Raw genomic sequence first — 23,031 nt, forward strand, 5'->3', positions numbered from 1 at the left:
CAAGCGCGGGAAATGGTGCGTGAAGCGGTGGATATTTACAACGCGGAGCGGCCGCATCATGCGTTGAAATACAGAACCCCCGATGCAGTACATAGGGGGTTCTGAGTAGAGAAATGCTAGTTGAAAATGTGTAAACCTATTTCAGGACTAGACATTTACTCTGTGCTTGGCTGTCTGGCAGCAAGAGACCTGACCTCTTATCCGGATGGCTCAACCACGGCGACAGCAGACAAAGCAACAGCGTGCCAACAGCGCTATAACCGCCGCAGCCTGATTGCAGGAGCCGCAGGCCACCATGGTACTCATCACCACGCCAGAAGGCGGGATCCGTCGGATCAGACCGGATCCAAGGTATCCAGCGGCCAGCGCGGCACGGCTTTGACCGCCAGTGGTTCGAACACGCCCGCTTTCAGGCGTTGCATACCGGCGTAAGCGATCATGGCGCCGTTATCGGTGCAATATTCAGTGCGGGGATAGAACACCTCGCCCTGGAGGCTCTCCATCAGCTCGGCCAGCTGGGCTCGCAGATGACGATTGGCACTGACGCCGCCAGCAACCACCAGACGCTTAAGACCGGTCTCTTTCAAGGCACGACGGCACTTGATGGCCAGGGTATCGACCACAGCATCTTCAAACGCCCGAGCGATATCGGCACGGGTCTGCTCATCATCACCATTGGCGGCGATGGTGTTGGCGGTGAAGGTCTTGAGGCCGGAGAAGCTCATGTCGAGCCCGGGACGGTCAGTCATGGGACGGGGGAAGTGGAAGCGCCCGGTAGTGCCCTTCTCGGCCAGACGGGAGAGCAGCGGCCCCCCCGGATAGTCCAGCCCCATCAGCTTGGCGGTCTTGTCGAACGCTTCGCCAGCGGCATCGTCGATGGATTCCCCCAGCAGCTGATAGCTGCCGATACCGTCGACCCGCACCAGCATGGAGTGACCACCGGAGACCAGCAGCGCCACGAAGGGGAACTCGGGGGCCTTTTCTTCCAGCATGGGAGCCAGCAGGTGGCCTTCCATATGGTGGACGGCGATAGCAGGCTTGTTCCATGCCATCGCCAGCGAACGACCAATGGTCGCCCCCACCAGAATGGCGCCAACCAGACCCGGACCCGCGGTATACGCGATGCCGTCGATGTCATCTTTGCCCAGTCCCGCCTCTTGCAATGCGGCCTGGATCAACGGGATCGTCTTGCGAACATGATCCCGGCTGGCGAGCTCGGGGACAACGCCACCGTAGTCCGCATGCAGCTTGACCTGGCTGTATAACTGATGGGAAAGGATCCCTTTTTGATCGTCGAAGATCGCGATCCCGGTTTCGTCACAGGATGTCTCTATGCCCAATACACGCATTGCTAAAAAATTTCACTGCTAAAATGAGACGGCTATGGTAACCTTCGCGGGTTTTTTAAACCAGAGCGATCTCTGCGGGTTTACTTTCATTCCCTGTCCAGAGTATAATTTCGCACCATTTTAAGACATGCTGATCGATTGAAGATCAGCTAACAATTTATCACTGAGGTGAAAGGCACATGCCAGTAATCAAAGTCCGTGAAAATGAGCCGTTTGACGTTGCTCTGCGTCGTTTCAAGCGTTCTTGCGAAAAAGCCGGTATCCTGTCCGAAGTTCGTAGCCGTGAGTTCTACGAGAAGCCGACTACCATTCGTAAGCGCGCCAAAGCGTCTGCTGTAAAGCGTCACGCCAAGAAGCTGTCTCGCGAAAACGCACGTCGTATCCGCCTGTACTAATCGGGAGATATTGCCGTGTCTCTGAAGGATCAACTCAAGGATCAGCAAAAACTCGCCATGCTTGCCAAAGATAAGGCACGTCTGGGAGCGATCCGCTTGTTGATGGCAGAAATCAAGCAACGTGAAGTCGATACCCGTATCGAGCTGAATGATGAGGATATCCTCGCTGTCGTGACCAAAATGGTCAAACAGCGCCGCGATTCCATCAGCCAATTTGAAGCTGCCGGTCGCCAGGATCTCGCCGACAAAGAGTCCGCCGAGATCGTTGTGTTGCAGGAATTCCTGCCGCAACAGCTGACCGCAGATGAAATTGCTGCCCTGATCGAGCAAGCCATCACTGAAAGTGGTGCTGCCGTCATGGCTGATATGGGCAAGGTCATGGCTGTCTTGAAGCCGAAAATTCAGGGGCGTGCCGATGTCGGCGCCGTCAGTGCTCAGGTGAAAACCCGCTTGGCGTAACAGGCAACTCTCTTGTTTGGTCGAAGAAGCCGTGCTTCCCTTGGAATGCGCGGCTTTTTTATTTTCTCCGCAATGAAACAGGACGGTTATGGCAGGCAGGATCCCACAATCCTTTATCGACGATCTGCTCGTACGCACAGACATAGTCGAGCTGATCGACTCGCGAGTGCGGCTGAAAAAAGCCGGTAAGAACTACCAGGCTTGCTGCCCTTTTCATAACGAAAAAAGCCCCTCTTTTACCGTCAGCCAGGAGAAGCAGTTCTACCACTGTTTCGGTTGTGGCGCCCATGGCAATGCCATCGGCTTTGTCATGGAGTACGACGGTCTCGAATTTCCCGATGCCATCGAAGAGCTCGCCAGCATGCAAGGCATGCAGGTACCTCGCGAGCAGAGCATCGGCGGCTCGGCCAATAGCCAGCCCGCCGTCAGCAAGGATCTGTTCGAGCTGATGAACCAGATAGCCCGCTTCTACGAGAGCAATCTCAAGAGTGCCCCCCACGCGGTGGAGTACCTCAAAGGGCGCGGTCTGACCGGCGAAGTAGTCAAGCGCTTCAACATCGGTTATGCCCCAAGTGACTGGGATCAGGTACGCCGCCGCTTCGGCGCCAGCCGGGATCACGAACAGCTGCTTATCTCGGGCGGCATGCTGATCACCCGTGACAATGGCCCGGGCAGCTATGACCGTTTCCGCGATCGCATCATGTTCCCGATCCGCGACAAGCGTGGCCGGGTCATCGGTTTCGGTGGCCGGGTGCTCGGTGATGGCACCCCCAAGTACCTGAACTCGCCGGAGACCCCCATCTTCCATAAAGGGCGGGAGCTGTTCGGTCTCTACGAAGTAAAGCAGGCACACAAGGATCCACGCAGGATCCTGGTGGTGGAAGGCTACATGGATGTGGTGGCACTCGGTCAGTACGACATCGACTATGCAGTGGCGGCACTGGGCACTGCGACCACCAGCGACCATATCCACACCCTGTTTCGCACCACTGCCGAGGTGGTCTGCTGCTACGACGGTGACAATGCCGGTCGTGAAGCCGCCTGGCGCGCGCTGGATAATGCCCTCCCTCATCTGCAGGATGGCCGCGAGCTGAAGTTCGTGTTCCTGCCCGATGGCGAGGATCCCGACTCTCTGGTGCGCCAGATCGGCAAGGAGGGTTTTGAAGCCCTGCTCGATGAAGCCCAACCGTTCGCCGACTTCATGTTCGAGCGTCTCGGCCGGGATGCGGCGCTCTCCGGTGAGGCAGGCAAGTTCGAAGTGGCCAACAAGGCCGCCGAGCTTATTCGTCGCGTACCGGAAGGGTTTACCCGCGAAGGGCTGATCACTCGTCTCTCCAGCATGATGCGCTGGGGCGAGAACAAACAACGCATCGCCGAGCTCTTTGCCCGCAACAGTCAGCCCAAGGCCGAGGTCAACAAACCCAAGGCAGCCAAGCTGACGCCACTGCGGCGTGCGCTGGCACTGATGGTGCAATATCCGGCAGTAACGGCTGAGCTTCCCCCCATGCCGGAATTGGCCGGACTACGCGTACAGGGCATCAAGTTCCTGCTGCAACTGCACCAGCAGATCCTGGCACAGCCTAGTATCACAACCGGTATCCTGCTGGAACACTGGCGTGGTACCAAGGAGGGAGAGATCCTTGCTCAGCTGGCCATGCACGACCTGTTCGAGGAGATCAAACTCGATCAGGAGCCGGATATTCTGGGAGAATTGCAGGACACCTTCGTCGGCTTCATCAACCAGTTTCTGAAACAGCGGATCGAAGAATTGCAGGCCAAAGTGGCTCAGGAAGGACTAAGCTCCGAAGAAACCCAAGAGCTGATGATGCTGATAAGAGAGGTGCAAATTGAGAAAAGAAATGAGAGTGGGGCTTGATATTTGAGTGATTAGTCCCAATATGGATAACGTTGCCCGAATCGACGGGATGAAAAGCAAATTTTTTATAACCGCCTGGCCCCGACAATACTGCGGGCAGGGGTTTCTCATGACCGACGCCGCAACCAGACATAGCATGTCTGGCGGTTTTCTATTAGAATTGGCTATTTGCGCAGCAGCGCACTGTACGCGCAACCTAGCAACACCAACCGGATGAGTTCTATGGAGCAAACCCCGCAGTCTCAGCTTAAACTCCTCGTTGCCAAAGGTAAAGAACAGGGCTACCTGACCTATGCCGAGGTGAACGATCACCTCCCGCAAGACATTGTCGATTCAGACCAGATCGAAGACATCATTCAGATGATCAACGATATGGGCATTCAAGTGGTTGAAAACGCTCCGGATGCCGATGACCTTATCATGGCTGAAGGTGGTACCGCCGATGAGGACGCTGCCGAAGCAGCGGCCCAGGCTCTGGCATCTGTTGAATCTGAGATTGGTCGCACGACCGATCCCGTCCGCATGTACATGCGGGAAATGGGTACCGTCGAACTGCTGACCCGTGAAGGCGAAATCGACATCGCCAAGCGGATCGAAGACGGTATCAACCAGGTACAAAGCTCCGTAGCCGAGTACCCTGAAGCAATTACTTACCTGCTCGAACAGTACGACAAGTACGAAGCCGAGCAGCTGCGTCTCTCTGACATCATCTCTGGCTTTATTGACCCGAACGAAACTGAAGATATGGCGCCTACCGCCACGCATATCGGTTCCGAGCTCGGCGAAGACGATCTGGCCGATGAAGATGAAGAAGACGAAGAAGACGAAGATGAAGATGGCGACAGCTCTGACGACGACGGTGACGGTGGTCCGGATCCGGAAGTCGCTCGCGAGAAGTTTGGTGAACTGCGTGCCCAGTATGAAGTGACCCGCCTCTCCATTCAGAAGAATGGTCGCGCGCACGAAGATACCCAGGCCGCCATCGCCCAGCTGGCCGATGTATTCCGTCAATTCCGCCTGATGCCCAAGCAGTTCGATCGCCTGGTCAACAACATGCGTGAAATGATGGAGCGCGTCCGCGTGCAGGAACGCATCATCATGAAGCTCTGCGTTGAGCAGGCCAAGATGCCGAAGAAAACCTTCGTCGCGGCCTTCACCAACAACGAGTGTGAAACTGCCTGGTTCGAATACCAGAAGCAGGCTGGCAAAGCCTGGTCTCCTCGTCTGGTTGAAATGGACGAGGATATCCAGCGCGCCATCGGCAAGCTGCAGCAGATTGAAGAAGAGACCGGTCTGTCGATTGCTCAGATCAAGGATATCAACCGTCGCATGAGCATCGGTGAGGCCAAAGCCCGCCGTGCGAAGAAAGAGATGGTTGAGGCCAACTTGCGTCTGGTTATCTCTATCGCCAAGAAGTACACCAACCGCGGTCTGCAGTTCCTGGATCTGATCCAGGAGGGCAACATCGGTCTGATGAAGGCGGTAGACAAGTTTGAATACCGTCGTGGCTACAAGTTCTCGACCTATGCAACCTGGTGGATCCGTCAGGCTATTACCCGCTCCATCGCGGACCAGGCCCGTACCATCCGTATCCCGGTACACATGATCGAGACCATAAACAAGCTCAACAGAATCTCCCGTCAGATGCTGCAGGAGATGGGGCGTGAACCGAACCCGGAAGAGCTGGCCATGCGCATGGGCATGCCGGAAGACAAGATCCGCAAGGTACTGAAGATCGCCAAAGAGCCTATCTCCATGGAGACGCCCATCGGTGATGATGAAGATTCCCACTTGGGCGACTTTATCGAAGATACCACCCTGGCTCTGCCAGCGGATGCGGCGACCAGCGAAAGCCTGCGCAACGCCACCCGCGAAGTGCTGGCTGGCCTGACCGCCCGCGAAGCCAAGGTACTGCGGATGCGTTTCGGTATCGACATGAACACTGACCACACCCTAGAGGAAGTGGGCAAACAGTTCGACGTTACCCGTGAGCGTATTCGTCAGATCGAAGCCAAGGCACTGCGTAAACTGCGCCACCCGAGCCGCTCGGAAGTGCTGCGCAGCTTCCTGGACGAATAGTCCTGACCCTGTGTCAAACTGCTCTGCCAAAGCCCCGCCATGCGGGGCTTTGTTTTGTCTGGCATTTACCCTTGCAACCCTCTTTTCGCCCTCAATCAAGCTGGACAATTAGTCGCCAAGTGGTTGATATGCCTATAGACTGCCCTTTCCTCTTCCCCTATAATCCACGCCGCTAAACGCACAATTTGGCCCCTTAGCTCAGTTGGTCAGAGCAGTCGACTCATAATCGATTGGTCGTGGGTTCAAGTCCCCCAGGGGCCACCAAATTAGAAAAGGCCGCTCATGATGAGCGGCCTTTTTGCAATGCCCTGTGATGAGCTCGATGAGGTCATAGAAAAGACCCGCCATGGGCGGGTCTGGGCAGGGTCCGGATCAGGCGCCTCACTCAGAGACAAGGAGCCTAATGCTGAGCCTCAGGTTTGCTCATTGCTGCCGCTCTGGATGGATGAGCGACGCCCGGCGGGTAGCATCCGGGTAACCAGATTGCTGCGCTGACGCCAGGAGGTGAAGACGATGGCCAGCAGATGCAGACCAATCAGTCCCTGCAGCGCCACCACGCACCACTCATGCCACTCGTCAGCCCCCAGTTCAAATCCCGTCTCGGTATTTTGAAACCAGCCGCTGCCAGCAGTGGCCAGCACAACCAGCCAGAGCGCCCACACGGCCAGCTTGCCGCTACCGTGATGACCCGGTGCCGGAGGCTGCCGCTCACGCATCTCGCGCGCTTGCTGGCGAAAATCCTCACCACTGGGGATGAGGGCACCAAGGCGAGCGTAGCCACGGGCAAAAGTAAGCCCCCAGAGCAGACGCAAGGAGACCAGCCCAATGGCGCCGTAACCCAGCCACTCGTGCCACTCCTCCCCCGCTTCGTTAACCCAGAGGTTGCCGATGCAGACCGCCGCCAAGCCCCAATGGGTCAGGCGAACCAGCGGATCCCAGCGAAAGGACTCACCCTTTTTGCTTGGCATATTTGTGGTACTCCTTCTTCAGGTCGTTGACCTTGGCCAGATGTTCGCGCGCCTTGGCCTCATCACCCGCCTTGAGTGCGGCCAGGCTGGCGTCCAGCTCGGTCTGTACCTCATTCATCCCTTCAAGAAATTTCTCTTTCTTGGCGGCCGGCATGTTCTTCTGCTTGGCCACGTCCAGCTGGGCCTTCATCTCGTTGATGTGCTTCTCCATGGTGGCTGCATCATCAGCCTTGACGGCCTGTTTGTAGTTGAAGCCAATCTTCTTCATCGGCTGTTCCAGATCGCCCGCCACGGCAGGCAGGGTCATCAGGCCAAACATCAGGGGCAGCAGCAGGGGACGGACGGTTTTCAACATGGGATTTCCTTATTTAACGACATGCTCGAATTGTTAGGGGTACTTATGAATCCAAACAAGAATTCATCACCAGCATGATGCCATGACTCATGGTGAAACGTTTGTGAAAAATGCTGTTTTTTGTGGCAAATAGTGACAGATATGCCGCGCTTGTTTGCGCTTGGTAACTGATTGAACGCCGGTGACGCGCACCATGAGGATGGTTGAAAGCGGTAAACAGGGACAAAAAACCCCGCCGTAGCGGGGTCTGAATCAGCTGGCCAATGGCTTGCGTCAGTTACTCCTGTTCGCGAGCAATGGCGCGCCAGCCGATATCCTTGCGGTAGAAGACGCCATCCCACTTGATGCGGCCAGCGAGCTGATAGGCACGCTGCTGGGCTTCTGCCACTGTGTGGCCGAGGGCGGTGGCGCACAACACGCGGCCGCCAGCAGTCAGGCTGGTATCGCCCTCCAGGCGGGTACCGGCATGGAACACCTTCTCACCCGCCACCTCATCCACCGGCAAGCCGCTGATGGGGTGGTTGGTGCTGTAATCGCCAGGATAGCCTCCCGCCGCCAACACCACGCCGATAGCGGCGCGGGGATCATAGATGGCCTCTTTCTGATCCAGCTTGCCTGCGCAAGCGGCCAGACAGAGCTCCACCAGATCGGACTGCATCCGCAGCATGATGGGCTGGGTCTCGGGATCGCCGAAACGGCAGTTGAACTCGATCACCTTGGGATTGCCTGCACCGTCGATCATCAGACCGGCGTAGAGGAAACCGGTGTAGACATTGCCTTCGGCCGCCATGCCGCGCACGGTCGGCATGATCACCTGCTCCATCACGCGTCGATGTACCTCGGCGGTCACCACAGGCGCCGGGGAGTAAGCCCCCATGCCGCCGGTGTTGAGGCCGGTATCACCATCGCCAACCCGCTTGTGATCCTGACTGGTGGCCATCGGCAGTACGTGCTCGCCATCGACCATGACGATGAAGCTCGCCTCTTCACCCTCCAGAAACTCCTCAATCACCACCCGGGAGCCCGCTTCGCCAAAGGCATTGCCGGAGAGCATGTCGCGCACCGCGTCTTCCGCTTCCTGCAAGGTCATGGCGACAATCACCCCCTTGCCTGCCGCCAGACCATCGGCCTTGATGACGATGGGGGCCCCCTTCTCGCGCAAGTAGTCGAGCGCAGGCTCCACTTCGGTGAAGTTCTGGTACTCGGCGGTCGGAATGGCGTGACGGGCCAGGAAATCCTTGGTGAAAGCCTTGGAGCCTTCCAGCTGGGCAGCGGCAGCGGTCGGGCCAAAGATCGGCTGACCGGCAGCGCGGAAGGCATCCACCACCCCTTTCACCAGCGGCGCTTCCGGCCCGACGATGGTGAGGCCGACCTGCTTCTCTTTGGCAAAGGCCAGCAGCCCTTCGATATCGGTCGCCTCGATGGCAACGTTCTCGACACCCGGCTCAAGCTGGGTGCCCGCATTGCCCGGCGCCACAAAAACGTGACGTACCAGTGGGGAGTGTTTGGCCTTCCAGGCCAGGGCGTGTTCGCGGCCACCGTTGCCAATGATCAGTACTTTCATCGTATCGCTCGCTTCTATTTGTGGTCACTGGACGGCCACCCGGGCCGTCAGTCAGCGGAAATAGTCAGTTGAAAAGAGACAACAAAAGGGCCGCCATCGGCAGCCCCTGACCCATCAATGACGGAAATGGCGCATGTTGGTGAAGACCATGCACATACCGTGTTCGTCGGCGGCATCGATCACCTCCTGATCGCGCATCGAGCCACCCGGCTGGATCACGCAGGAGATACCAGCCTGAGCGGCAGCATCGATACCGTCGCGGAACGGGAAGAAGGCATCGGAGGCCATCACGGAGCCCGCCACGGTCAGCCCTTCGTCCGCCGCCTTGATACCGGCGATTTTGGCCGAATAAACACGGCTCATCTGGCCTGCACCGACGCCGATGGTCTGGCCATCTTTGGCGTAGACAATGGCGTTGGATTTGACGAACTTGGCCACTTTCCAGCAGAACAGCAGATCCTGCAGCTCGGCCTCGGTCGGCTGGCGCTTGCTGACCACGGTCAGGTCACCCAGCGTCACCATGCCGAGATCCCGCTCCTGTACCAGCAGGCCGCCGTTGACGCGCTTGAGGTCAAAGCCTTGCGCCGGTGCCGTCCACTGACCGCATTCGAGCAGACGCACGTTCTGCTTGGCGGCGACCGCATCACGGGCTGCTTGGCTGACGGTCGGGGCGATGATCACTTCGACAAACTGGCGGGCCACGATGGCTGCCGCAGTGGCACCATCCAGCTCACGGTTGAAGGCGATGATGCCGCCGAAGGCGGAGGTGGGGTCGGTCTGGTAGGCGCGATCGTAGGCACTCAGCAGGTCGCTACCGATGGCCACACCGCAGGGGTTGGCATGCTTAACGATGACGCAGGCCGGCTCGTCGAACTCCTTAACACACTCCAGCGCCGCATCGGTATCGGCGATGTTGTTGTAGGAGAGCGCCTTGCCCTGCAACTGGGTAGCGCTGGAGACAGAACCCGGAGCGGCATGCTCTTCGGCGTAGAAGGCGGCTGCCTGATGGCTGTTTTCGCCGTAACGCATGTCCTGCTTCTTGATGAACTGGCTGTTGAAGGTGCGCGGGAAACGGGACTCCTCGTCACCCTCCTTGTTGTCACCGTAGGAAGGAACCATGGTGCCGAAGTAGTTGGCGATCATGCCGTCGTAGGCGGCGGTGTGCTCGAAGGCTGCGATGGCCAGATCGAAACGGGTCGCCAGTTTCAGGCTGTTGCCGTTGGCATCCATCTCGCGAATAACCCGATCATAGTCAGCAGCTTTGACGACGATAGCAACATCTTTGTGGTTTTTGGCAGCAGAACGCACCATGGTTGGGCCGCCGATGTCGATGTTCTCGACCGCATCCGCCAGGGTGCAGCCCGCTTTGGCCACGGTGGCAGCAAAGGGGTAGAGGTTGACGACAACCATGTCGATGGGGGAGATAGCGTGCTGGGCCATGATGGCGTCATCCTGATCCCGACGGCCGAGGATGCCGCCATGAACCTTGGGATGCAGGGTCTTGACCCGGCCATCCATCATTTCAGGGAAACCCGTGTAGTCGGAGACCTCGGTCACCGGCAGACCCGCCTCGCCAAGCAGCTTGGCGGTACCGCCCGTGGAGAGCAGGGCAACACCACGCTCGTTGAGTGCCTTGGCAAATTCCAGAATGCCAGTTTTGTCAGACACACTCAGCAGTGCACGGCGAATGGGTCGAGCTTGTTCCATCACACTATCGTCCTCAACATAACGGGGACCGTTCCATGGGAGGCGAGGCTCAACACAGAGAGTCCCCAAATAAATGGAAGTGGGGGATTTCGCAAACCACTCTCGCCCCGACATCCGGCAAAAGCGTTTTAGGAAATGCCCGCTTGGTGCGGCGCTCTGTTATGGGCGCGTATTCTACACAAAAAATGTGACCTGTGGTGGATTTTTTGAAACGGCAAAGCCTTATTTGGCGCGGCGTTAAACGTTTTCCACTTGATTTTCTCGAAACGTTTTCACTTTCAGTGTTTTATGGGAAAAAGGGTCGCCAGGAGATGTTTATCTGCCCCTTTTATGCCCTTGGCTGGCAATCCATGGGCAAAGGGGTGATAGTGGATTCCGGTTTTTGTGGCGGCATACATTCAAGTGGAGAGAGAGCATGTATCGGATCGGTGAACTGGCCAAGGCGTGCGGGGTCAAGGCAGATACCCTGCGTTTTTACGAGAAGAACGGGCTTATCTCACCGGGGATCCGCAACGAATCCGGCTACCGCCTCTACAGTGAACAGGACAAGCGGCGGCTGGAGTTCATCATTCGCGCCAAGTCGGTGGGCTTCTCGCTGGCCGATATCGGCGAGCTGCTCGATCTCGATACCAACAAGGCCAAAGTCACCTGTCAGGAGGTAAAAGCGGTAGCTGACACCAAGCTGGCCCAGGTGGAGCAGAAGATCATCGAACTGACCCGCTTTCGCGACAACCTGCGCGAGCTCTCTAATATCTGCTGCGGCGGCCCCCGCTCGGCGGAGCACTGCGCCATTCTGGAAACGCTGGAGTCGGGAGCACCCGCTCATCACGAGCATCATAACCACGATGAGCATGACCACGTTGGCTGACGGCACCAGCCCGCTCATTGCTCCAGCGGCTATTTGGTGACAAAATCGCCGCGTTTTTAACCTCTTCCGCAATCAAAAATCGAGATCTTTGCCAAATGCAAAGTCTCTTTAACTAAGGGTTATGAAATAGATGAATGCTCAAGCTTATCAGTTAGCTCAATCTGCAATTGCTGATTTAAAAAGTGCAGTTTATTTAGCCCTTGAAGCATCAGGTGATACTGGGCTCACGAATGCAGAACTGGGTCGTTCGTTAGGCATTTATGGCGGACATGTGGGGCATGAGGGCCATATTTCAAGAACGTTACTGGGACTCTTAGAAAATGAAGGTGTAGTGGTTCAAGTAGCAGACACTAAACGCTGGTTTTTGAAGAAGTTTAAGTAGGCAAAACCAATGAGGATTAGTTGTGACTAAGAACAGAAATAAACAGATGAATGAAACTACCGATATCATCTATGCCCATCAGCGCGGCGAGATAAAGGATAACCATCTGCACGCCCTGCTCTCCGATCCGCTGTTTCGCAGCCGGGTCGAGCGCAACAAGAAGGGCAAGGGAAGTTACCAGCGCAAGGCCAAATTTGGCAAGCGGTGGGAGCCCGGCCAACAGCAGATGATCAGCGTCTGCTGCTGAGCGGGCTTCTACCGACCATAAACAATCAGGGCGCCATTGGCGCCCTGATTGTTATCTCGAAACACGGTTAGCCAAAACAGGCTCACGACCTGTCGCGAGAAGCTGTCAGCAAGGTGAAGAGCCGCGCAGGAACCGGAGCGTATAGACATACGTGAGGCTTCCGAGCAGCGCATGAACCTTGATCACGGCTTCGCAGCCAGATCGCGAACCCGTTTTCACTCATCCATAAAGAGTTCGAGCAATACGTTCAGATAGCGATGGCCGAGAGAAGTGAGCTGCCAGCTATCTCCCAGATCCTCGATCAGCTCCTTGCTTTGGGCAATGGTCAGCACCGTCTCCACCCGCTCCAGCGGCAGGCCGGTATAGGCCTCGAACTCCGCCTTGGGGGCCGGTTCAAACAGGCGGAAGCGGTTCATAAAGTATTCGAGCGGCAGATCGTCTGCCGTCACCTGCCACTGCTCGTCCAGATAGGGGCGACTCTTGTCCAGATATCCTTTCGGATGCTTCACCTTGGCGGTGCGCAGGATCTGCTGATCCGCAAGATCGGTCACCTTGCCGTGGGCGCCACAGCCGATCCCCAGATAGTCACCAAAGCGCCAGTAGTTAAGGTTGTGATGGCACTGGTAGCCCTCTTTGGCGTAAGCCGAGATCTCGTACTGGCGATAACCGCTGGCGGTGAGCATGGCGTGACCCTGCTCGTAGATGTCCCACAGAGTGTCATCTTCCGGCAGCTTGGGCGGTTTGGAGGCAAAGGCCGTGTTCGGCTCTATGGTAAGCTGATACCAGGAGAGGTGCGGCGGGGCGCAGTCGATCGCCTGCTGCAGGTCATAAAGGGCATCGTCCAGACTCTGATCCGGCAGACCGTGCATCAGATCCAGATTGAAGGTAGGCAACTTGATGGCATGGGCCAGTGCGGCGGCCTTGCGCGCCTCTTCCGGGCCGTGAATGCGGCCGAGGCGGGTGAGCTTCTCCTGCTGAAAGCTCTGCACCCCGATGGAGATACGGTTGATGCCGGCGCGCTGGAAACCGGCGAACTTCTCCGCCTCCACCGTGCCCGGGTTGGCCTCCATGGTGATCTCGCAATCTGCGGTGAGCGGAATGCGGGCCCGTACCCCGTCCAGCAAGGTTTGCATCGCCTCCACCGTCAACAGGCTGGGGGTGCCGCCGCCGATAAAGATCGAGGAGATCGGCCGCCCCTGCGCCCACTTCAGATCCTGATCCAGATCCTCCAGCAGGGCGGCGACATATTCGAGGTGAGGCAACTCCCCCTTCTGGGCATGGGAGTTGAAGTCACAATAAGGGCACTTCTGGACGCACCAGGGCACATGAATATAGAGAGAGAGCGGCGGCAGTTGCAGCATGGGGCTTCCAATAAAACGGGGGCTCAAGGCCCCCATTGTAGATGACTATGTGTAATTGACCGTGTGTAACCGACAAGGTGGCGAAGTGACTCAGTGCGCCGCAGCCAGCGCCGCTTTGAGCTTGGCCAGCGCCTGACCGCGATGGCTCAGCTGGTTCTTCAGCTCGGCGGGCATCTGGGCGGCGGTGCAGTCGTGATCCGGCACGAAGAATACCGGGTCATAGCCAAAGCCATGTTGACCGCGCGGCTCGTCGATGATCATCCCTTCCCAGCTCGCCTGACAGATGATGGGAGTGGGATCGTCGGCGTGGCGCATATAGACCAGCACACACCAGAAGCGGGCGCTCTTCAGATACTCGGGGGCACCTTGCAGCTCACCGAGCAGCTTCTCGATGTTGGCCTTGTCGCCAGCACCCACACCGGCAAAGCGGGCGGAGTAGACGCCGGGGCGCCCTTGCAGCAGATCGACTTCCAGACCGGAATCATCGGCCACGGCGGGCAGACCGGTAATGCGGGCGGCGTGGCGGGCCTTGATGATGGCATTCTCGACGAAGGTGGTGCCGGTCTCATCGGCATCGGAGACCGCAAACTCGCTCTGTGGGATCACCTGGATCTTCATATCGGCCAGCATGGCGGCCAATTCCTTCACCTTTTTCTGGTTACCTGTTGCCAGGACAAGCTTGTTCATCGAGCACCTCCGCAAAAATAATCTGCGCATTCTATGCGGCGCAAGCGTTTAGTAAAAGCGTCAATTACACCCGCTGTGATGGGGTTACGGGGGATTTGCCGCCATCGAATAACCAGCTTTTTAATACATGTTTCCATAATGGAATAACCAAAGTGATTAAATACCATTTCTATTCATTACTGTGAGTCAGTAGACTCGCGCCCCAATTCATTAACCTGGCTGACTAAAGAGGTGACAGATGCCATTGATACTTTTACTCGTACTACTGGTGCTGTTCAGTCCGCTGGCTATCGACATCTATCTGCCCGCCATTCCGCAGATGGCCGAGCAGCTAGGCGCCGAAGTAACTCTGATGCAGGGCACTATCACCTGGTTCCTGTTCAGCATGGGGCTGGGGCAACTGCTAGTCGGACCGCTGGCCGATCGCTACGGTCGCAAGCCCATCGCGCTGGGCGGCGTGCTGCTCTATGGCCTGAGCGCGCTAGGGGCCGGTTTTGCCGCCAGCCTAGGCGAATTGATGCTGGCCCGGGTGCTGCAGGGCTTCGGCGCCTGCGCTACTTCGGTCGCCGCCTTCTCGGTGGTGCGTGACAGCTACGGCCCGAAAAAGAGCGGTCAGATGATCTCCTACCTCAATGGCGCCATCTGCTTTATTCCTGCGCTGGCGCCCCTGCTCGGTGGCTGGCTCACCGCCAAGGCGGGCTGGTCTGCCAACTTCTGGTTTATGGCCGGTTATGCGCTCATCGTCGGCAGCTGGTTGATGTGGCGGATGCCGGAGACCCGCCCGGAGGAGACCCGTAGCGAAGGCGCCCTCATCAGCTGGTCTCGCTACAGCCCGGTACTGCGCTCCCCCAGCTTCCTGTTCAACGCGGCGCTGTGCATGCTGGCGATGGCGGTGATCCTCGCTTATGTCACCGCCGCACCGGTGCAGCTGATGGTGAAACTGGGGCTCGATATGAGCGGCTTTAGCTACTGGTTTACCGCCAACGCCGCCCTCAACATTCTGGCCTGCTTCATGGCGCCGCGCTTTATCGCCAAGGTGGGTCCAAGACGCACCCTGCGCATCGGCCTGCTGGTGTTGATGCTTTCGGCCATCACCCTGACTCTGGCCATGCACATCGAACATCCGCTGGCGATGATGGGGCCGGTATTCCTCTCCAGCATCGGCTTTGCCATGATTCTGGGCGCTGCCGCCGGGATGGCGCTGGCACCGTTCGGCCACTGCGCCGGTACCGCAGCGGCCCTGCTCGGCCTGTTTCAGATGAGCGGCTCCGGCGCCCTGGTTGGTCTGACCGGCGCCCTGATGCACGACCCGCTCAGCCAGCTGGCACTGCATATGTGGCTACTGCTGCCGCCTCTGGTGATGCTGATGACTCGGCGCGGCCGCCGCTTGTGTTTGCAATAAATCCTGTGCTCTGATGGGCACACTCAGGGGGCCATCGGCCCCCTTCTCGTTTGTATCGCCTTTACAATGAATGGCCATCCGGCAGAGAGCCCGCGATGGCAACCCCACTCACTCGATGTCAGCGGAGAACTCCCGATGAGCCACACTCTCAACGCAGCCCTGGTGGGCTATGGCTTTGCAGGCAAGACCTTCCACGCCCCCTTCCTCTCCACCACGCCGGGCTTGTCCCTGAGTTGGGTGGTGAGTCGCGATGCCGCCAAGGTGCAGGCCGATCTGCCCGACTGCCGGGTCGGTTCACTGGAGGAGGTGCTAAGCGATGAGACCGTCGATCTGGTGGTGATCGCCACCCCCAACGACACCCATGCCCCCCTCGCCCGCCAGGCGCTACTGGCAGGCAAACATGTGGTGATCGACAAGCCCTTTGCACTGGATCTGGCCGAGGCGCAAGCACTGGTCGAACTGGCCGAAAAGCAGCAGCGACTGCTCAGCATCTTCCACAACCGCCGTTGGGACGGGGATTTCCTTACCGTGCGCCGTTTGATTGCCGAGGGGACGCTGGGACAGATCGCCCAGTTCGAATCCCACTTCGATCGCTATCGCCCCGAGGTGCGCCAGCGCTGGCNGGGTGGCCCGGGTTCCGGCCTCTGGTTCGATCTCGGCCCTCACGTGCTAGATCAAGCATTGCAGTTGTTCGGCCAACCGGACTGGTTGCAGGCCGATCTGGCCGAGCAGCGCCCCGGCGCACTGGCGGACGACTACTTCCATGTGGTGCTGGGTTACGGTGCTCTGCGGGTTATTCTGCATGGCAGCTGTCTGGTCTCGGCCACCATGCCGCGTTTCATCGTCCACGGCAACCAGGGTTCGTTCGTGAAATTCGGTATGGATGTGCAGGAAGACCAGCTCAAGCTGGGCAAGCGGCCACCGGCGGCGGATTGGGGCATGGATAGTGAACCCGGTCAGCTCAGCCGCATTGTCGATGGTCAGTTGCAGCAGCAGAGCGTGGTGGGTGAGGCCGGGGATTATGGCGCCTACTATCGCGGTGTCTGCGCCGCCATCAAGGGCGAGGGAAGCAACCCGGTGCCAGCAAGTGAAGCGCTGGCGGTGATGGCGCTGCTGGATCTGGCCCGTCAGAGCCACCTTGAGGGAAAACGGCTGCCCTGTCAGAAGCTGTCTGACTAAGGTGCGGGTCTTCGGCCGCGCTTGACCAACCTTGACCTTGTCAAACCGCCACAAGATGGTAGCAAAGTGGTGCTTTATTGTGCAATTAGTATCATTTAACGGCATCTTGTATTGATATCAGTCGTTGCAGTGGAGCTTTTTATCCACGGCACGAAAAAATGTCATTGTGATATCCGTTTTCATCGGTAACTAATGGGGCTATATTGCGCCCGCCTGCTGCCTCCCGGCTTCTTGTTTCAATACCGGGCAACGGTGGGCGCTGTGATGGTTGCACAGACCATCTCTCCATCTTTTTTTGAGGGAATGCACATGAACAAAGTACTGGTAGCCGGTATCCTGGGTCTGATGTTGACTGCTTGCGGTCAGAAAGAAGAAAAAGCTGCCGCTCCTGCTGCTGCTCCTGCCGCCGAAGTTGCTGCCACTGTAGAAAAAGCCGCTAGCGAAGCCACCTCTACCGTAGAGAAGGCCACCTCCGAAGCGACTGCAACCGTAGAAAAAGCTGCTACCGAAGCCGCTACCAAGGTTGAAGCTGCAGTGAGCGATGCCAAGGCCAACTAAGCCTGCACCTCATTCGAAGACGGGTCCGAAGGCAACTTCGGGCCCGTTTTTTTATCTGTCGTTCAGGAGGCCGGATTAATCAGCGAGGTGAGGATGTGATCCTCCCAGCGGCCATTGATCATCAGATACGCCCGCGCGAATCCCTCCCGCTCGAAGCCAAGCCGCTCCAGCAGGGCGCCACTGCGCTGATTGGCAGGCATATAGCAAGCCATGATGCGATGCAGATCGTGCTCCCGAAACAGGTAGTCGATGGCGGCTGACAGCACCTCTCCCATCACCCCCTGCCCCTGATGCTGCTGGTCGATGGCATAGCCCAGATGACACGCCTTGAAGACCCCCATCAGGATATTGCTGAAGTTGCAGGTGGCGATCACCCGCTCGCCAGCCGGATCGAGGGCCACCAGATTGACGCCGGTGCCGTTGAAGAACTGGCTGTAGCTGTCCTGCAGCCGGGCATGCCAGTAAGAGAGGGTGTAGAAGTGCTCGTCGCGCAGCGGCTCCCACGGGGTAAGGTGGTCGCGGTTGCGCCGGTAGAAGTCGAGCATCATGGGGGCCTGATCCGGCGACAGTATGGTCAGGTGGGTGCGGGCCGTCTTGATATGTGGCAGCGCCATCAGGACTCCCTCTGCCTTAACCACTCATCGCGCAGCAAGCTGTAGTGGGTATGGTCCACAATCCGGTTGCCCAGACGCTCTGCGCGCCGGGTCACCCCCTCCAGCTGCATCCCGAGCCGCTCACAGACGGCTCTGCTGGGCTCGTTATCGGTGGCGGCGCTGATCTCCACCTTCTCCATCCCCATCTCTTCGAAGGCGTGGTGGATCAGGGCCTGACAGGCCCGGGTGATGATGCCGTTACCCTGCCAGCGCTCCGCCAGCCAGTAACCGATGACCACCTTGCCAAGGTCGTGATCGATGCTGTTGTAACCGATTACGCCGACCACCTCCCCCTGATACTCGATGGCGGTGGTGAGCCCCTCGCCCCGGGCGAACTTCTCGATGGCACTGCGAATGAAGAGGGCGCTGTCAACGGGGCGCTGGATCAGTGGCGGCCAGGGTAGCCACTGGGAGAGGTACTCCCGGTTGTCATTGCAGAGGGCAAACAGTTCGCTCGCCATATCGGGCTGCAAGAAGAGCAGCGCAAGCTCGTCGTCCAACTGCCATGAAAACATGGGATTCTCCTTTCAAATCAGTGATCAAATCGAAAGCCAGCACCCAATGTAGCCAATCGCCACTGGCCGCGCCAGCCACTTTTACGGCCCTCCTCCGGCAGGCTTCGCAGAGGGTGACTGCGCACGATCTCTCCTCCCTCAAAAGAGGAGGGTAGGTGTCTGAAACCGGATAATGCTCTCCACATGACGCCGATAAATGCCCCCCAAATGGCACTTTGGCAGATCCTGCTACCCCTTTGTGCTGCGCTGTCACTTTTGACAGGGGGCACTTTCCCCCACCGGCACTAGCTTCAAAACGCCCGACCTTCGGTCGGTTTATCAACCTCATCGATTTAAGGAAAGAAGAGATGAATAAAATTTATCTGGCCGTTGCGCTGGCCTGCTGGGGAAGCGCCGCACTGGCGGCGCAAGAGGTAGAGATCAACGTAACGGCAAACGGCATCCGGGCCATGACAGGCCTCAGTGCCGCGAGTGGTACCTTGCAGCTGGAAGATGGCGAGTTTCGTCAGGTGCGGGTGGTCAAGCTGCCCAACGGCCAGCAGCGGATCCGCTACGAGCAGGTCTGGAACGGCATCCCGGTAATGGGTCAGGTGGTGGTAGCTGACAAGAGCCTGAACGGCCAGCTGCAACAGGCCAGCGGGCGCATGCTGCGCCAGATCGATCAGGATGTGGCAAGCCCGGTCGCCACCCTCTCGCCACAGGATGCCGCCAGCAAGGCCAAGGTGGGCAGCAAGGGGAGCAACGAGCAGGTCAAACTCTACGTGATGCAGGATGAGAACGGGCTGGCCCGGCTGGTTTATCAGGTCTCCTTCATCGCCGAAGGTGACAAGCCGAGCCGCCCCTTCGTCATTCTTGATGCCCAGAGCGGTGAGGAGCTCAAACGCTGGGAGGGAATCAACCACAAGGATGCCACCGGCCCGGGGGGCAACATCAAGACCGGCAAATACTTTTACGGCACCGACTTTGGCCCGCTCATCGTCGATGACAACTGCCGGATGACCAGCCCCAACGTCGATACCATCAACCTCAACCACGCCACCTCTGGCGGTGCCATCCACCAGTTCACCTGCCCGGAGAACCGGGTCAAGGAGATCAACGGCGCTTACTCGCCCCTCAACGACGCCCACTACTTTGGCAACGTGGTGTTCGACATGTACCGCAACTGGTACAACACAGCGCCCCTCACCTTCAAACTGAAGATGCGGGTTCACTACAGCAAGAATTACGAAAATGCCTTCTGGGATGGCAGCCAGATGACCTTCGGTGACGGCGCCACCACCTTCCACCCGCTGGTAAGCCTCGATGTGGCGGCCCACGAGGTGAGCCACGGCTTTACCGAGCAGAACTCCGGGCTGATCTATTCAGGACAATCCGGTGGCATCAACGAGGCCTTCTCCGATATGGCGGGGGAAGCGGCCGAGTTCTACATGAAGGGGAGCAACGACTGGCTGGTTGGCGCCCAGATCTTCAAGGGCAACGGCTCACTGCGCTACTTCGAGGATCCGACCCGGGATGGCAGATCCATCGGCCATGCGGCAGATTATCAGGAGGGGATGGATGTACACCACAGCTCAGGGGTCTACAACCGTGCCTTCTACCTGCTCGCAACCAGCAGCGGCTGGAACACCCGCAAGGCATTTGAAGTCTTCTTGCTGGCCAACCGCCTCTACTGGGGCGCCAACACCAACTACCAGCAAGGGGCCTGCGGCGTCAGCCGGGCGACCGCCGATCTGGGTTACAGTCAGGCGGATGTAGCACGGGCCTTCCAGACCGTCGGGGTCGATGCCAGCTGCGGCAGCACGCCGCCACCAAGCGACAACGTTCTGCAAAACGGCGTGCCGGTGAGCAACCTCGCCGCCAGCAAGGGTGGCAAGCTCAACTACACCCTGAACGTACCGGCGGGCACCAGATCGCTGCAGATCAGCAGCAGCGGCGGCGCCGGAGATGCCGACCTCTACGTCCGCTTTGGCAGCGCCCCCACCAGCAGCAGTTACGACTGCCGTCCCTACAAGGGGGGCAATAACGAAAGCTGCTCGTTCACCAATCCCAAGGCGGGCACCTGGCATGTGCAGCTGTCAGGGTTTTCCGCGTTCAGTGGCGTAACCCTCAAGGCCAGCTACTGACCCACCCGATGCGGGCCTTGTCCCGCATCGCTCTACTCATTGCGCCACCGTTTCGCCAGCGTGCGAGCGGTGGCCAACACGGTTTCCCTAGCCGGGTTGGGCCGCTTGCCACCGCGCCACGCCATCATCACATCCCAATGCTCCTGCGGCAGATTGCGCACATCGAGCCTGACCAGCCGCCCCACCTCCAGATCCCGCTTGATGGCCAGCTCCGGCATCAGGGTGATAAACCCGTGTTCCAGCGCCAGATCCCGCGCAGCACTGGCGGGTTGCACCGCATGCAGGGGGCTGGCCGCCCGCCGCAGCCGCCGCAACTGCTGGATAAAGACGTCACACCCCGGCCCCCATACCTGAGGCGCCAGCCGCTGGTCGGCAATATCCTCCAGGGTGAGGCCGTGACAACCGGCCAGCGGATGCAATGGCGAGGCGATAGCGATAATGGGAGAGCAGCAAAGCAGCTCCATCTGCAGGCCAGCAACCGGCGGGCGCTTGAGCACAAAGCCGATATCGGCCTCGCCGGTCAGCAGCGACTGCATGATCTCGCCGGAGTGATCCGTGGTGCAGCGGATTTCGAACGGCTCATCCACCAGCTCCATCAATAGCGAGCCAAACACCACCGAAGTGAGGGATGGCAGGCTGGAGAGACGGATACAAGGCAGCGCAGGCGCCCCCTGCAGTGCCAGCCGCCCTTCGCTCAGGATCGCCAGCGCAGAGCGGGCCGATGGCAGAAACTCCTCGCAGGCACGGGTCGGCGTCACCCCGCGTCGATGACGCTGAAACAGCGGCGCCCCGAGGCTCTCCTCCAGCTGGGCAATCCGCTGGCTCACCAGCGGCTGTGACCAGCCACGAATGGCCGCAGCCTGACTAAAACTGCCCAGCTCGGCCACATCCAGCAACAGTTGCAGATCGTCCAGATCCATAGACATAAATAATCCTGATATGAAATATAGGTAGTTGTCGTCTACCACTATATCTAAACCCTCTCCAGAATGAAGTTATCTGTAAATGAGAGGGCGTTATGGTCGATAGGGCGAGGTTTTGGGGACGCTGGTTTCTGGCGCTGGATACCACACTGGTGATCCTGGGTTTCTTTGTGGTGATGCCGATGATCAGCCTGCGCTTCGTCGATCAACTCGGCTGGGCGGCCGGTCTGGTGGGGCTGGCCCTCGGCCTGCGCCAGCTGACCCAGCAGGGACTGGGGATCTTCGGCGGCTCCCTCGCTGACCGCTTTGGCGCCCGCCCGCTCATCGTCACCGGCATGCTGTTGCGCGCCGTCGGCTTTGCCACCCTGGCCTGGGCCGACAGCGGCGCCATGCTGATTTTCTCCTGCTTCCTCTCCGGACTGGGCGGTTGCCTGTTCGACCCGCCACGGGCGGCACTGGTGATCAAATTTACCCGTCCCCATGAGCGGGGCCGCTTTATCTCCCTGCTGATGATGCTGGAGAGCGCAGGCGCCGTCACCGGTGCCCTGCTCGGCAGCTGGCTGCTGCGCTTTGACTTCACCTACGTCTGCCTGCTGGGGGCCGGACTCTTCACCCTGGCGGCTCTCTGCAACTGGACCCTGTTGCCCGCCTACCGCCTCTCGGTCAAACCGACTCCGATGCGGGAAGGGTTGGGGCAGGTGCTGGCGGATCGCGCCTTCTGCCGACTGGTGCTGATCTTAAGCGGCTACTACATGCTGTGGGTACAGGTGATGCTGATTTTCCCCATTCTGGTCAAGCAGCTCTCCGGCACAACCACTGCAGTGGGCTGGATGTACAGCCTGGAAACGGCGCTGTCACTGGCGCTGCTCTACCCTATCGCCCGTTTCAGCGAGCGGCGCTATCGGCTGGAGAGCCGGCTGATGGCAGGTATCCTGCTGATGACAGTGGGGATCGGGCTGGTCGCTTTCGTCAGCACCCTCTCCGGCATCTTCGTACTGCTGGCCTGCTTCTATCTGGGGATCATCATCTGTGAACCGGCCCGGGAGACCCTGATGACCCGGCTGGCCAACCCCACAGCCCGCGGCAGCTACATGGGCTTCAGCCGCCTCGGACTGGCGCTGGGGGGCATGACCGGCTACGTGGGCGGCGGCTCCCTCTATGACTTCTCGCTGCAACAGGGACAACCTGCCCTCCCCTGGCTGGTGCTGGGCACCATAGGCGTCGCCACCATGTTGCTGCTCGCCCGCTGCTTCTCCCGCCGCCCGGAGCTGGCTATCAGAGCCGCCTGACGAGCATCCTGCGGCAGCCCAATCATAGGAGCTGTCGTTCGTCCTTTCCCGCCATAATTGCGGACAGCACTGACAGAGCGTGCCGCCACACC

The 23,031-nt window shown here is 58.9% G+C and carries 23 protein-coding genes and 1 tRNA gene; 14 read left to right on the forward strand and 10 right to left on the reverse strand.

Annotation, left to right across the window (positions count from 1 at the left end; translation table 11 throughout):
* A partial coding sequence (locus AB5Y82_RS10390) for an integrase core domain-containing protein (protein WP_219296089.1) occupies nucleotides 1-105 on the forward strand: 105 nt, incomplete at its 5' end.
* Nucleotides 106-335: 230 nt separating this feature from the next.
* Here AB5Y82_RS10390 and tsaD read toward each other — a convergent pair.
* Nucleotides 336-1,349 (reverse strand): tRNA (adenosine(37)-N6)-threonylcarbamoyltransferase complex transferase subunit TsaD, encoded by a 1,014-nt coding sequence (tsaD, locus tag AB5Y82_RS10395; protein WP_111900990.1) that lies wholly within the window; start codon nucleotides 1,347-1,349, stop codon nucleotides 336-338.
* 179 nt (nucleotides 1,350-1,528) lie between these two features.
* Here tsaD and rpsU point away from each other — a divergent pair, with 179 nt between their 5' ends.
* From rpsU to AB5Y82_RS10420, 5 genes are all read left to right on the forward strand, one after another.
* Nucleotides 1,529-1,744 carry a 30S ribosomal protein S21 gene (rpsU, locus tag AB5Y82_RS10400; RefSeq protein WP_005309452.1) on the forward strand — a complete coding sequence of 72 codons (216 nt, stop codon included), beginning with the start codon at nucleotides 1,529-1,531 and terminating at the stop codon, nucleotides 1,742-1,744.
* A 15-nt stretch (nucleotides 1,745-1,759) separates the two neighbouring features.
* Nucleotides 1,760-2,203 (forward strand): GatB/YqeY domain-containing protein, encoded by a 444-nt coding sequence (locus AB5Y82_RS10405; protein ID WP_005349081.1) that lies wholly within the window; start codon nucleotides 1,760-1,762, stop codon nucleotides 2,201-2,203.
* Between the two features lie 88 nt (nucleotides 2,204-2,291).
* On the forward strand, nucleotides 2,292-4,079 hold the full coding sequence (gene dnaG / locus AB5Y82_RS10410; RefSeq protein ID WP_111900991.1) for a DNA primase: 1,788 nt from the start codon (nucleotides 2,292-2,294) through the stop codon (nucleotides 4,077-4,079).
* A gap of 183 nt (nucleotides 4,080-4,262) precedes the next feature.
* The gene (gene rpoD / locus AB5Y82_RS10415; protein WP_263718854.1) at nucleotides 4,263-6,158 is read left to right on the forward strand and encodes an RNA polymerase sigma factor RpoD; all 1,896 of its coding nucleotides are present in this window, start codon (nucleotides 4,263-4,265) and stop codon (nucleotides 6,156-6,158) included.
* A gap of 187 nt (nucleotides 6,159-6,345) precedes the next feature.
* Nucleotides 6,346-6,422: transfer RNA gene (locus AB5Y82_RS10420), tRNA-Ile, on the forward strand.
* A 149-nt stretch (nucleotides 6,423-6,571) separates the two neighbouring features.
* Here AB5Y82_RS10420 and AB5Y82_RS10425 read toward each other — a convergent pair.
* The 4 genes from AB5Y82_RS10425 to purH form a co-directional block, all read right to left on the reverse strand.
* Nucleotides 6,572-7,126 carry a cytochrome b/b6 domain-containing protein gene (locus AB5Y82_RS10425; RefSeq protein ID WP_368173933.1) on the reverse strand — a complete coding sequence of 185 codons (555 nt, stop codon included), beginning with the start codon at nucleotides 7,124-7,126 and terminating at the stop codon, nucleotides 6,572-6,574.
* On the reverse strand, nucleotides 7,107-7,481 hold the full coding sequence (locus AB5Y82_RS10430) for a cytochrome b562 (protein ID WP_005349056.1): 375 nt from the start codon (nucleotides 7,479-7,481) through the stop codon (nucleotides 7,107-7,109). The genes AB5Y82_RS10425 and AB5Y82_RS10430 overlap by 20 nt, the downstream gene beginning before the upstream one ends.
* A gap of 277 nt (nucleotides 7,482-7,758) precedes the next feature.
* The gene (gene purD, locus AB5Y82_RS10435) at nucleotides 7,759-9,045 is read right to left on the reverse strand and encodes a phosphoribosylamine--glycine ligase (RefSeq protein ID WP_368173934.1); all 1,287 of its coding nucleotides are present in this window, start codon (nucleotides 9,043-9,045) and stop codon (nucleotides 7,759-7,761) included.
* Between the two features lie 114 nt (nucleotides 9,046-9,159).
* Nucleotides 9,160-10,752, reverse strand: coding sequence for a bifunctional phosphoribosylaminoimidazolecarboxamide formyltransferase/IMP cyclohydrolase (gene purH / locus AB5Y82_RS10440; protein WP_368173935.1), 1,593 nt, complete (start codon nucleotides 10,750-10,752; stop codon nucleotides 9,160-9,162).
* Nucleotides 10,753-11,167: 415 nt separating this feature from the next.
* On the opposite strand from purH, the gene zntR reads away from it, so the two are divergent.
* The 3 genes from zntR to AB5Y82_RS10455 all read left to right on the forward strand — a co-directional run bounded on the left by zntR (nucleotide 11,168) and on the right by AB5Y82_RS10455 (nucleotide 12,249).
* Nucleotides 11,168-11,620 carry a Zn(2+)-responsive transcriptional regulator gene (zntR, locus tag AB5Y82_RS10445; protein ID WP_041209144.1) on the forward strand — a complete coding sequence of 151 codons (453 nt, stop codon included), beginning with the start codon at nucleotides 11,168-11,170 and terminating at the stop codon, nucleotides 11,618-11,620.
* A 130-nt stretch (nucleotides 11,621-11,750) separates the two neighbouring features.
* On the forward strand, nucleotides 11,751-12,002 hold the full coding sequence (locus tag AB5Y82_RS10450) for a hypothetical protein (protein ID WP_144715057.1): 252 nt from the start codon (nucleotides 11,751-11,753) through the stop codon (nucleotides 12,000-12,002).
* A gap of 46 nt (nucleotides 12,003-12,048) precedes the next feature.
* On the forward strand, nucleotides 12,049-12,249 hold the full coding sequence (locus AB5Y82_RS10455) for an alternative ribosome-rescue factor A (RefSeq protein ID WP_144715055.1): 201 nt from the start codon (nucleotides 12,049-12,051) through the stop codon (nucleotides 12,247-12,249).
* Between the two features lie 215 nt (nucleotides 12,250-12,464).
* Here the strand turns inward: AB5Y82_RS10455 and hemW are convergent, their stop codons facing one another.
* Both hemW and rdgB read right to left on the reverse strand, forming a co-directional pair.
* Nucleotides 12,465-13,610 carry a radical SAM family heme chaperone HemW gene (hemW, locus tag AB5Y82_RS10460; RefSeq protein WP_368173936.1) on the reverse strand — a complete coding sequence of 382 codons (1,146 nt, stop codon included), beginning with the start codon at nucleotides 13,608-13,610 and terminating at the stop codon, nucleotides 12,465-12,467.
* A 90-nt stretch (nucleotides 13,611-13,700) separates the two neighbouring features.
* Nucleotides 13,701-14,297: an RdgB/HAM1 family non-canonical purine NTP pyrophosphatase gene (gene rdgB / locus AB5Y82_RS10465; RefSeq protein WP_005340539.1), complete on the reverse strand. Its 597-nt coding sequence runs from the start codon at nucleotides 14,295-14,297 to the stop codon at nucleotides 13,701-13,703.
* A gap of 238 nt (nucleotides 14,298-14,535) precedes the next feature.
* Between rdgB and AB5Y82_RS10470 the strand changes: the two genes are divergently transcribed.
* The 3 genes from AB5Y82_RS10470 (at nucleotide 14,536) to AB5Y82_RS10480 (ending at nucleotide 17,436) form a co-directional block, all read left to right on the forward strand.
* A complete protein-coding gene (locus tag AB5Y82_RS10470) occupies nucleotides 14,536-15,699 on the forward strand; it encodes a multidrug effflux MFS transporter (protein WP_042053392.1) in 1,164 nt (387 codons plus the stop codon).
* 135 nt (nucleotides 15,700-15,834) lie between these two features.
* Nucleotides 15,835-16,878, forward strand: coding sequence for an oxidoreductase (locus AB5Y82_RS10475; RefSeq protein ID WP_368173937.1), 1,044 nt, complete (start codon nucleotides 15,835-15,837; stop codon nucleotides 16,876-16,878).
* A gap of 309 nt (nucleotides 16,879-17,187) precedes the next feature.
* Entirely contained in the window at nucleotides 17,188-17,436 is a 249-nt protein-coding gene (locus AB5Y82_RS10480; protein WP_005340533.1) for a hypothetical protein, read from the forward strand.
* A gap of 62 nt (nucleotides 17,437-17,498) precedes the next feature.
* On the opposite strand, the gene rimJ is transcribed toward AB5Y82_RS10480, so the two are convergent.
* Nucleotides 17,499-18,050, reverse strand: coding sequence for a ribosomal protein S5-alanine N-acetyltransferase (rimJ, locus tag AB5Y82_RS10485; RefSeq protein ID WP_159143033.1), 552 nt, complete (start codon nucleotides 18,048-18,050; stop codon nucleotides 17,499-17,501).
* Nucleotides 18,050-18,604, reverse strand: coding sequence for a GNAT family N-acetyltransferase (locus tag AB5Y82_RS10490; protein ID WP_069554407.1), 555 nt, complete (start codon nucleotides 18,602-18,604; stop codon nucleotides 18,050-18,052). The genes rimJ and AB5Y82_RS10490 overlap by 1 nt, the downstream gene beginning before the upstream one ends.
* Before the next feature lie 347 nt (nucleotides 18,605-18,951).
* Between AB5Y82_RS10490 and AB5Y82_RS10495 the strand changes: the two genes are divergently transcribed.
* Nucleotides 18,952-20,727 (forward strand): M4 family metallopeptidase, encoded by a 1,776-nt coding sequence (locus AB5Y82_RS10495; RefSeq protein WP_159143032.1) that lies wholly within the window; start codon nucleotides 18,952-18,954, stop codon nucleotides 20,725-20,727.
* Between the two features lie 32 nt (nucleotides 20,728-20,759).
* Here AB5Y82_RS10495 and AB5Y82_RS10500 read toward each other — a convergent pair whose 3' ends face one another.
* Nucleotides 20,760-21,653, reverse strand: coding sequence for a LysR family transcriptional regulator (locus tag AB5Y82_RS10500; protein WP_005349020.1), 894 nt, complete (start codon nucleotides 21,651-21,653; stop codon nucleotides 20,760-20,762).
* Between the two features lie 92 nt (nucleotides 21,654-21,745).
* Between AB5Y82_RS10500 and mdtH the strand changes: the two genes are divergently transcribed.
* A complete protein-coding gene (mdtH, locus tag AB5Y82_RS10505; RefSeq protein WP_127006888.1) occupies nucleotides 21,746-22,939 on the forward strand; it encodes a multidrug efflux MFS transporter MdtH in 1,194 nt (397 codons plus the stop codon).
* Nucleotides 22,940-23,031: the final 92 nt, after the last annotated feature.

This window comes from Aeromonas sp. s13 (assembly GCF_040907905.1).
GTDB lineage: Bacteria > Pseudomonadota > Gammaproteobacteria > Enterobacterales > Aeromonadaceae > Aeromonas > Aeromonas veronii.

Coding starts and splice junctions, on each gene's coding strand:
- tsaD (WP_111900990.1), bottom strand. CDS start 1,349: ATGCGTGTATTGGGCATAGAGACATCCTGTGACGAAACCGGGATCGCG.
- rpsU (WP_005309452.1), top strand. CDS start 1,529: ATGCCAGTAATCAAAGTCCGTGAAAATGAGCCGTTTGACGTTGCTCTG.
- dnaG (WP_111900991.1), top strand. CDS start 2,292: ATGGCAGGCAGGATCCCACAATCCTTTATCGACGATCTGCTCGTACGC.
- AB5Y82_RS10425 (WP_368173933.1), bottom strand. CDS start 7,126: ATGCCAAGCAAAAAGGGTGAGTCCTTTCGCTGGGATCCGCTGGTTCGC.
- AB5Y82_RS10430 (WP_005349056.1), bottom strand. CDS start 7,481: ATGTTGAAAACCGTCCGTCCCCTGCTGCTGCCCCTGATGTTTGGCCTG.
- purD (WP_368173934.1), bottom strand. CDS start 9,045: ATGAAAGTACTGATCATTGGCAACGGTGGCCGCGAACACGCCCTGGCC.
- purH (WP_368173935.1), bottom strand. CDS start 10,752: ATGGAACAAGCTCGACCCATTCGCCGTGCACTGCTGAGTGTGTCTGAC.
- zntR (WP_041209144.1), top strand. CDS start 11,168: ATGTATCGGATCGGTGAACTGGCCAAGGCGTGCGGGGTCAAGGCAGAT.
- AB5Y82_RS10450 (WP_144715057.1), top strand. CDS start 11,751: ATGAATGCTCAAGCTTATCAGTTAGCTCAATCTGCAATTGCTGATTTA.
- AB5Y82_RS10455 (WP_144715055.1), top strand. CDS start 12,049: ATGAATGAAACTACCGATATCATCTATGCCCATCAGCGCGGCGAGATA.
- hemW (WP_368173936.1), bottom strand. CDS start 13,610: ATGCTGCAACTGCCGCCGCTCTCTCTCTATATTCATGTGCCCTGGTGC.
- rdgB (WP_005340539.1), bottom strand. CDS start 14,297: ATGAACAAGCTTGTCCTGGCAACAGGTAACCAGAAAAAGGTGAAGGAA.
- AB5Y82_RS10470 (WP_042053392.1), top strand. CDS start 14,536: ATGCCATTGATACTTTTACTCGTACTACTGGTGCTGTTCAGTCCGCTG.
- AB5Y82_RS10480 (WP_005340533.1), top strand. CDS start 17,188: ATGAACAAAGTACTGGTAGCCGGTATCCTGGGTCTGATGTTGACTGCT.
- rimJ (WP_159143033.1), bottom strand. CDS start 18,050: ATGGCGCTGCCACATATCAAGACGGCCCGCACCCACCTGACCATACTG.
- AB5Y82_RS10490 (WP_069554407.1), bottom strand. CDS start 18,604: ATGTTTTCATGGCAGTTGGACGACGAGCTTGCGCTGCTCTTCTTGCAG.
- AB5Y82_RS10495 (WP_159143032.1), top strand. CDS start 18,952: ATGAATAAAATTTATCTGGCCGTTGCGCTGGCCTGCTGGGGAAGCGCC.
- AB5Y82_RS10500 (WP_005349020.1), bottom strand. CDS start 21,653: ATGTCTATGGATCTGGACGATCTGCAACTGTTGCTGGATGTGGCCGAG.
- mdtH (WP_127006888.1), top strand. CDS start 21,746: ATGGTCGATAGGGCGAGGTTTTGGGGACGCTGGTTTCTGGCGCTGGAT.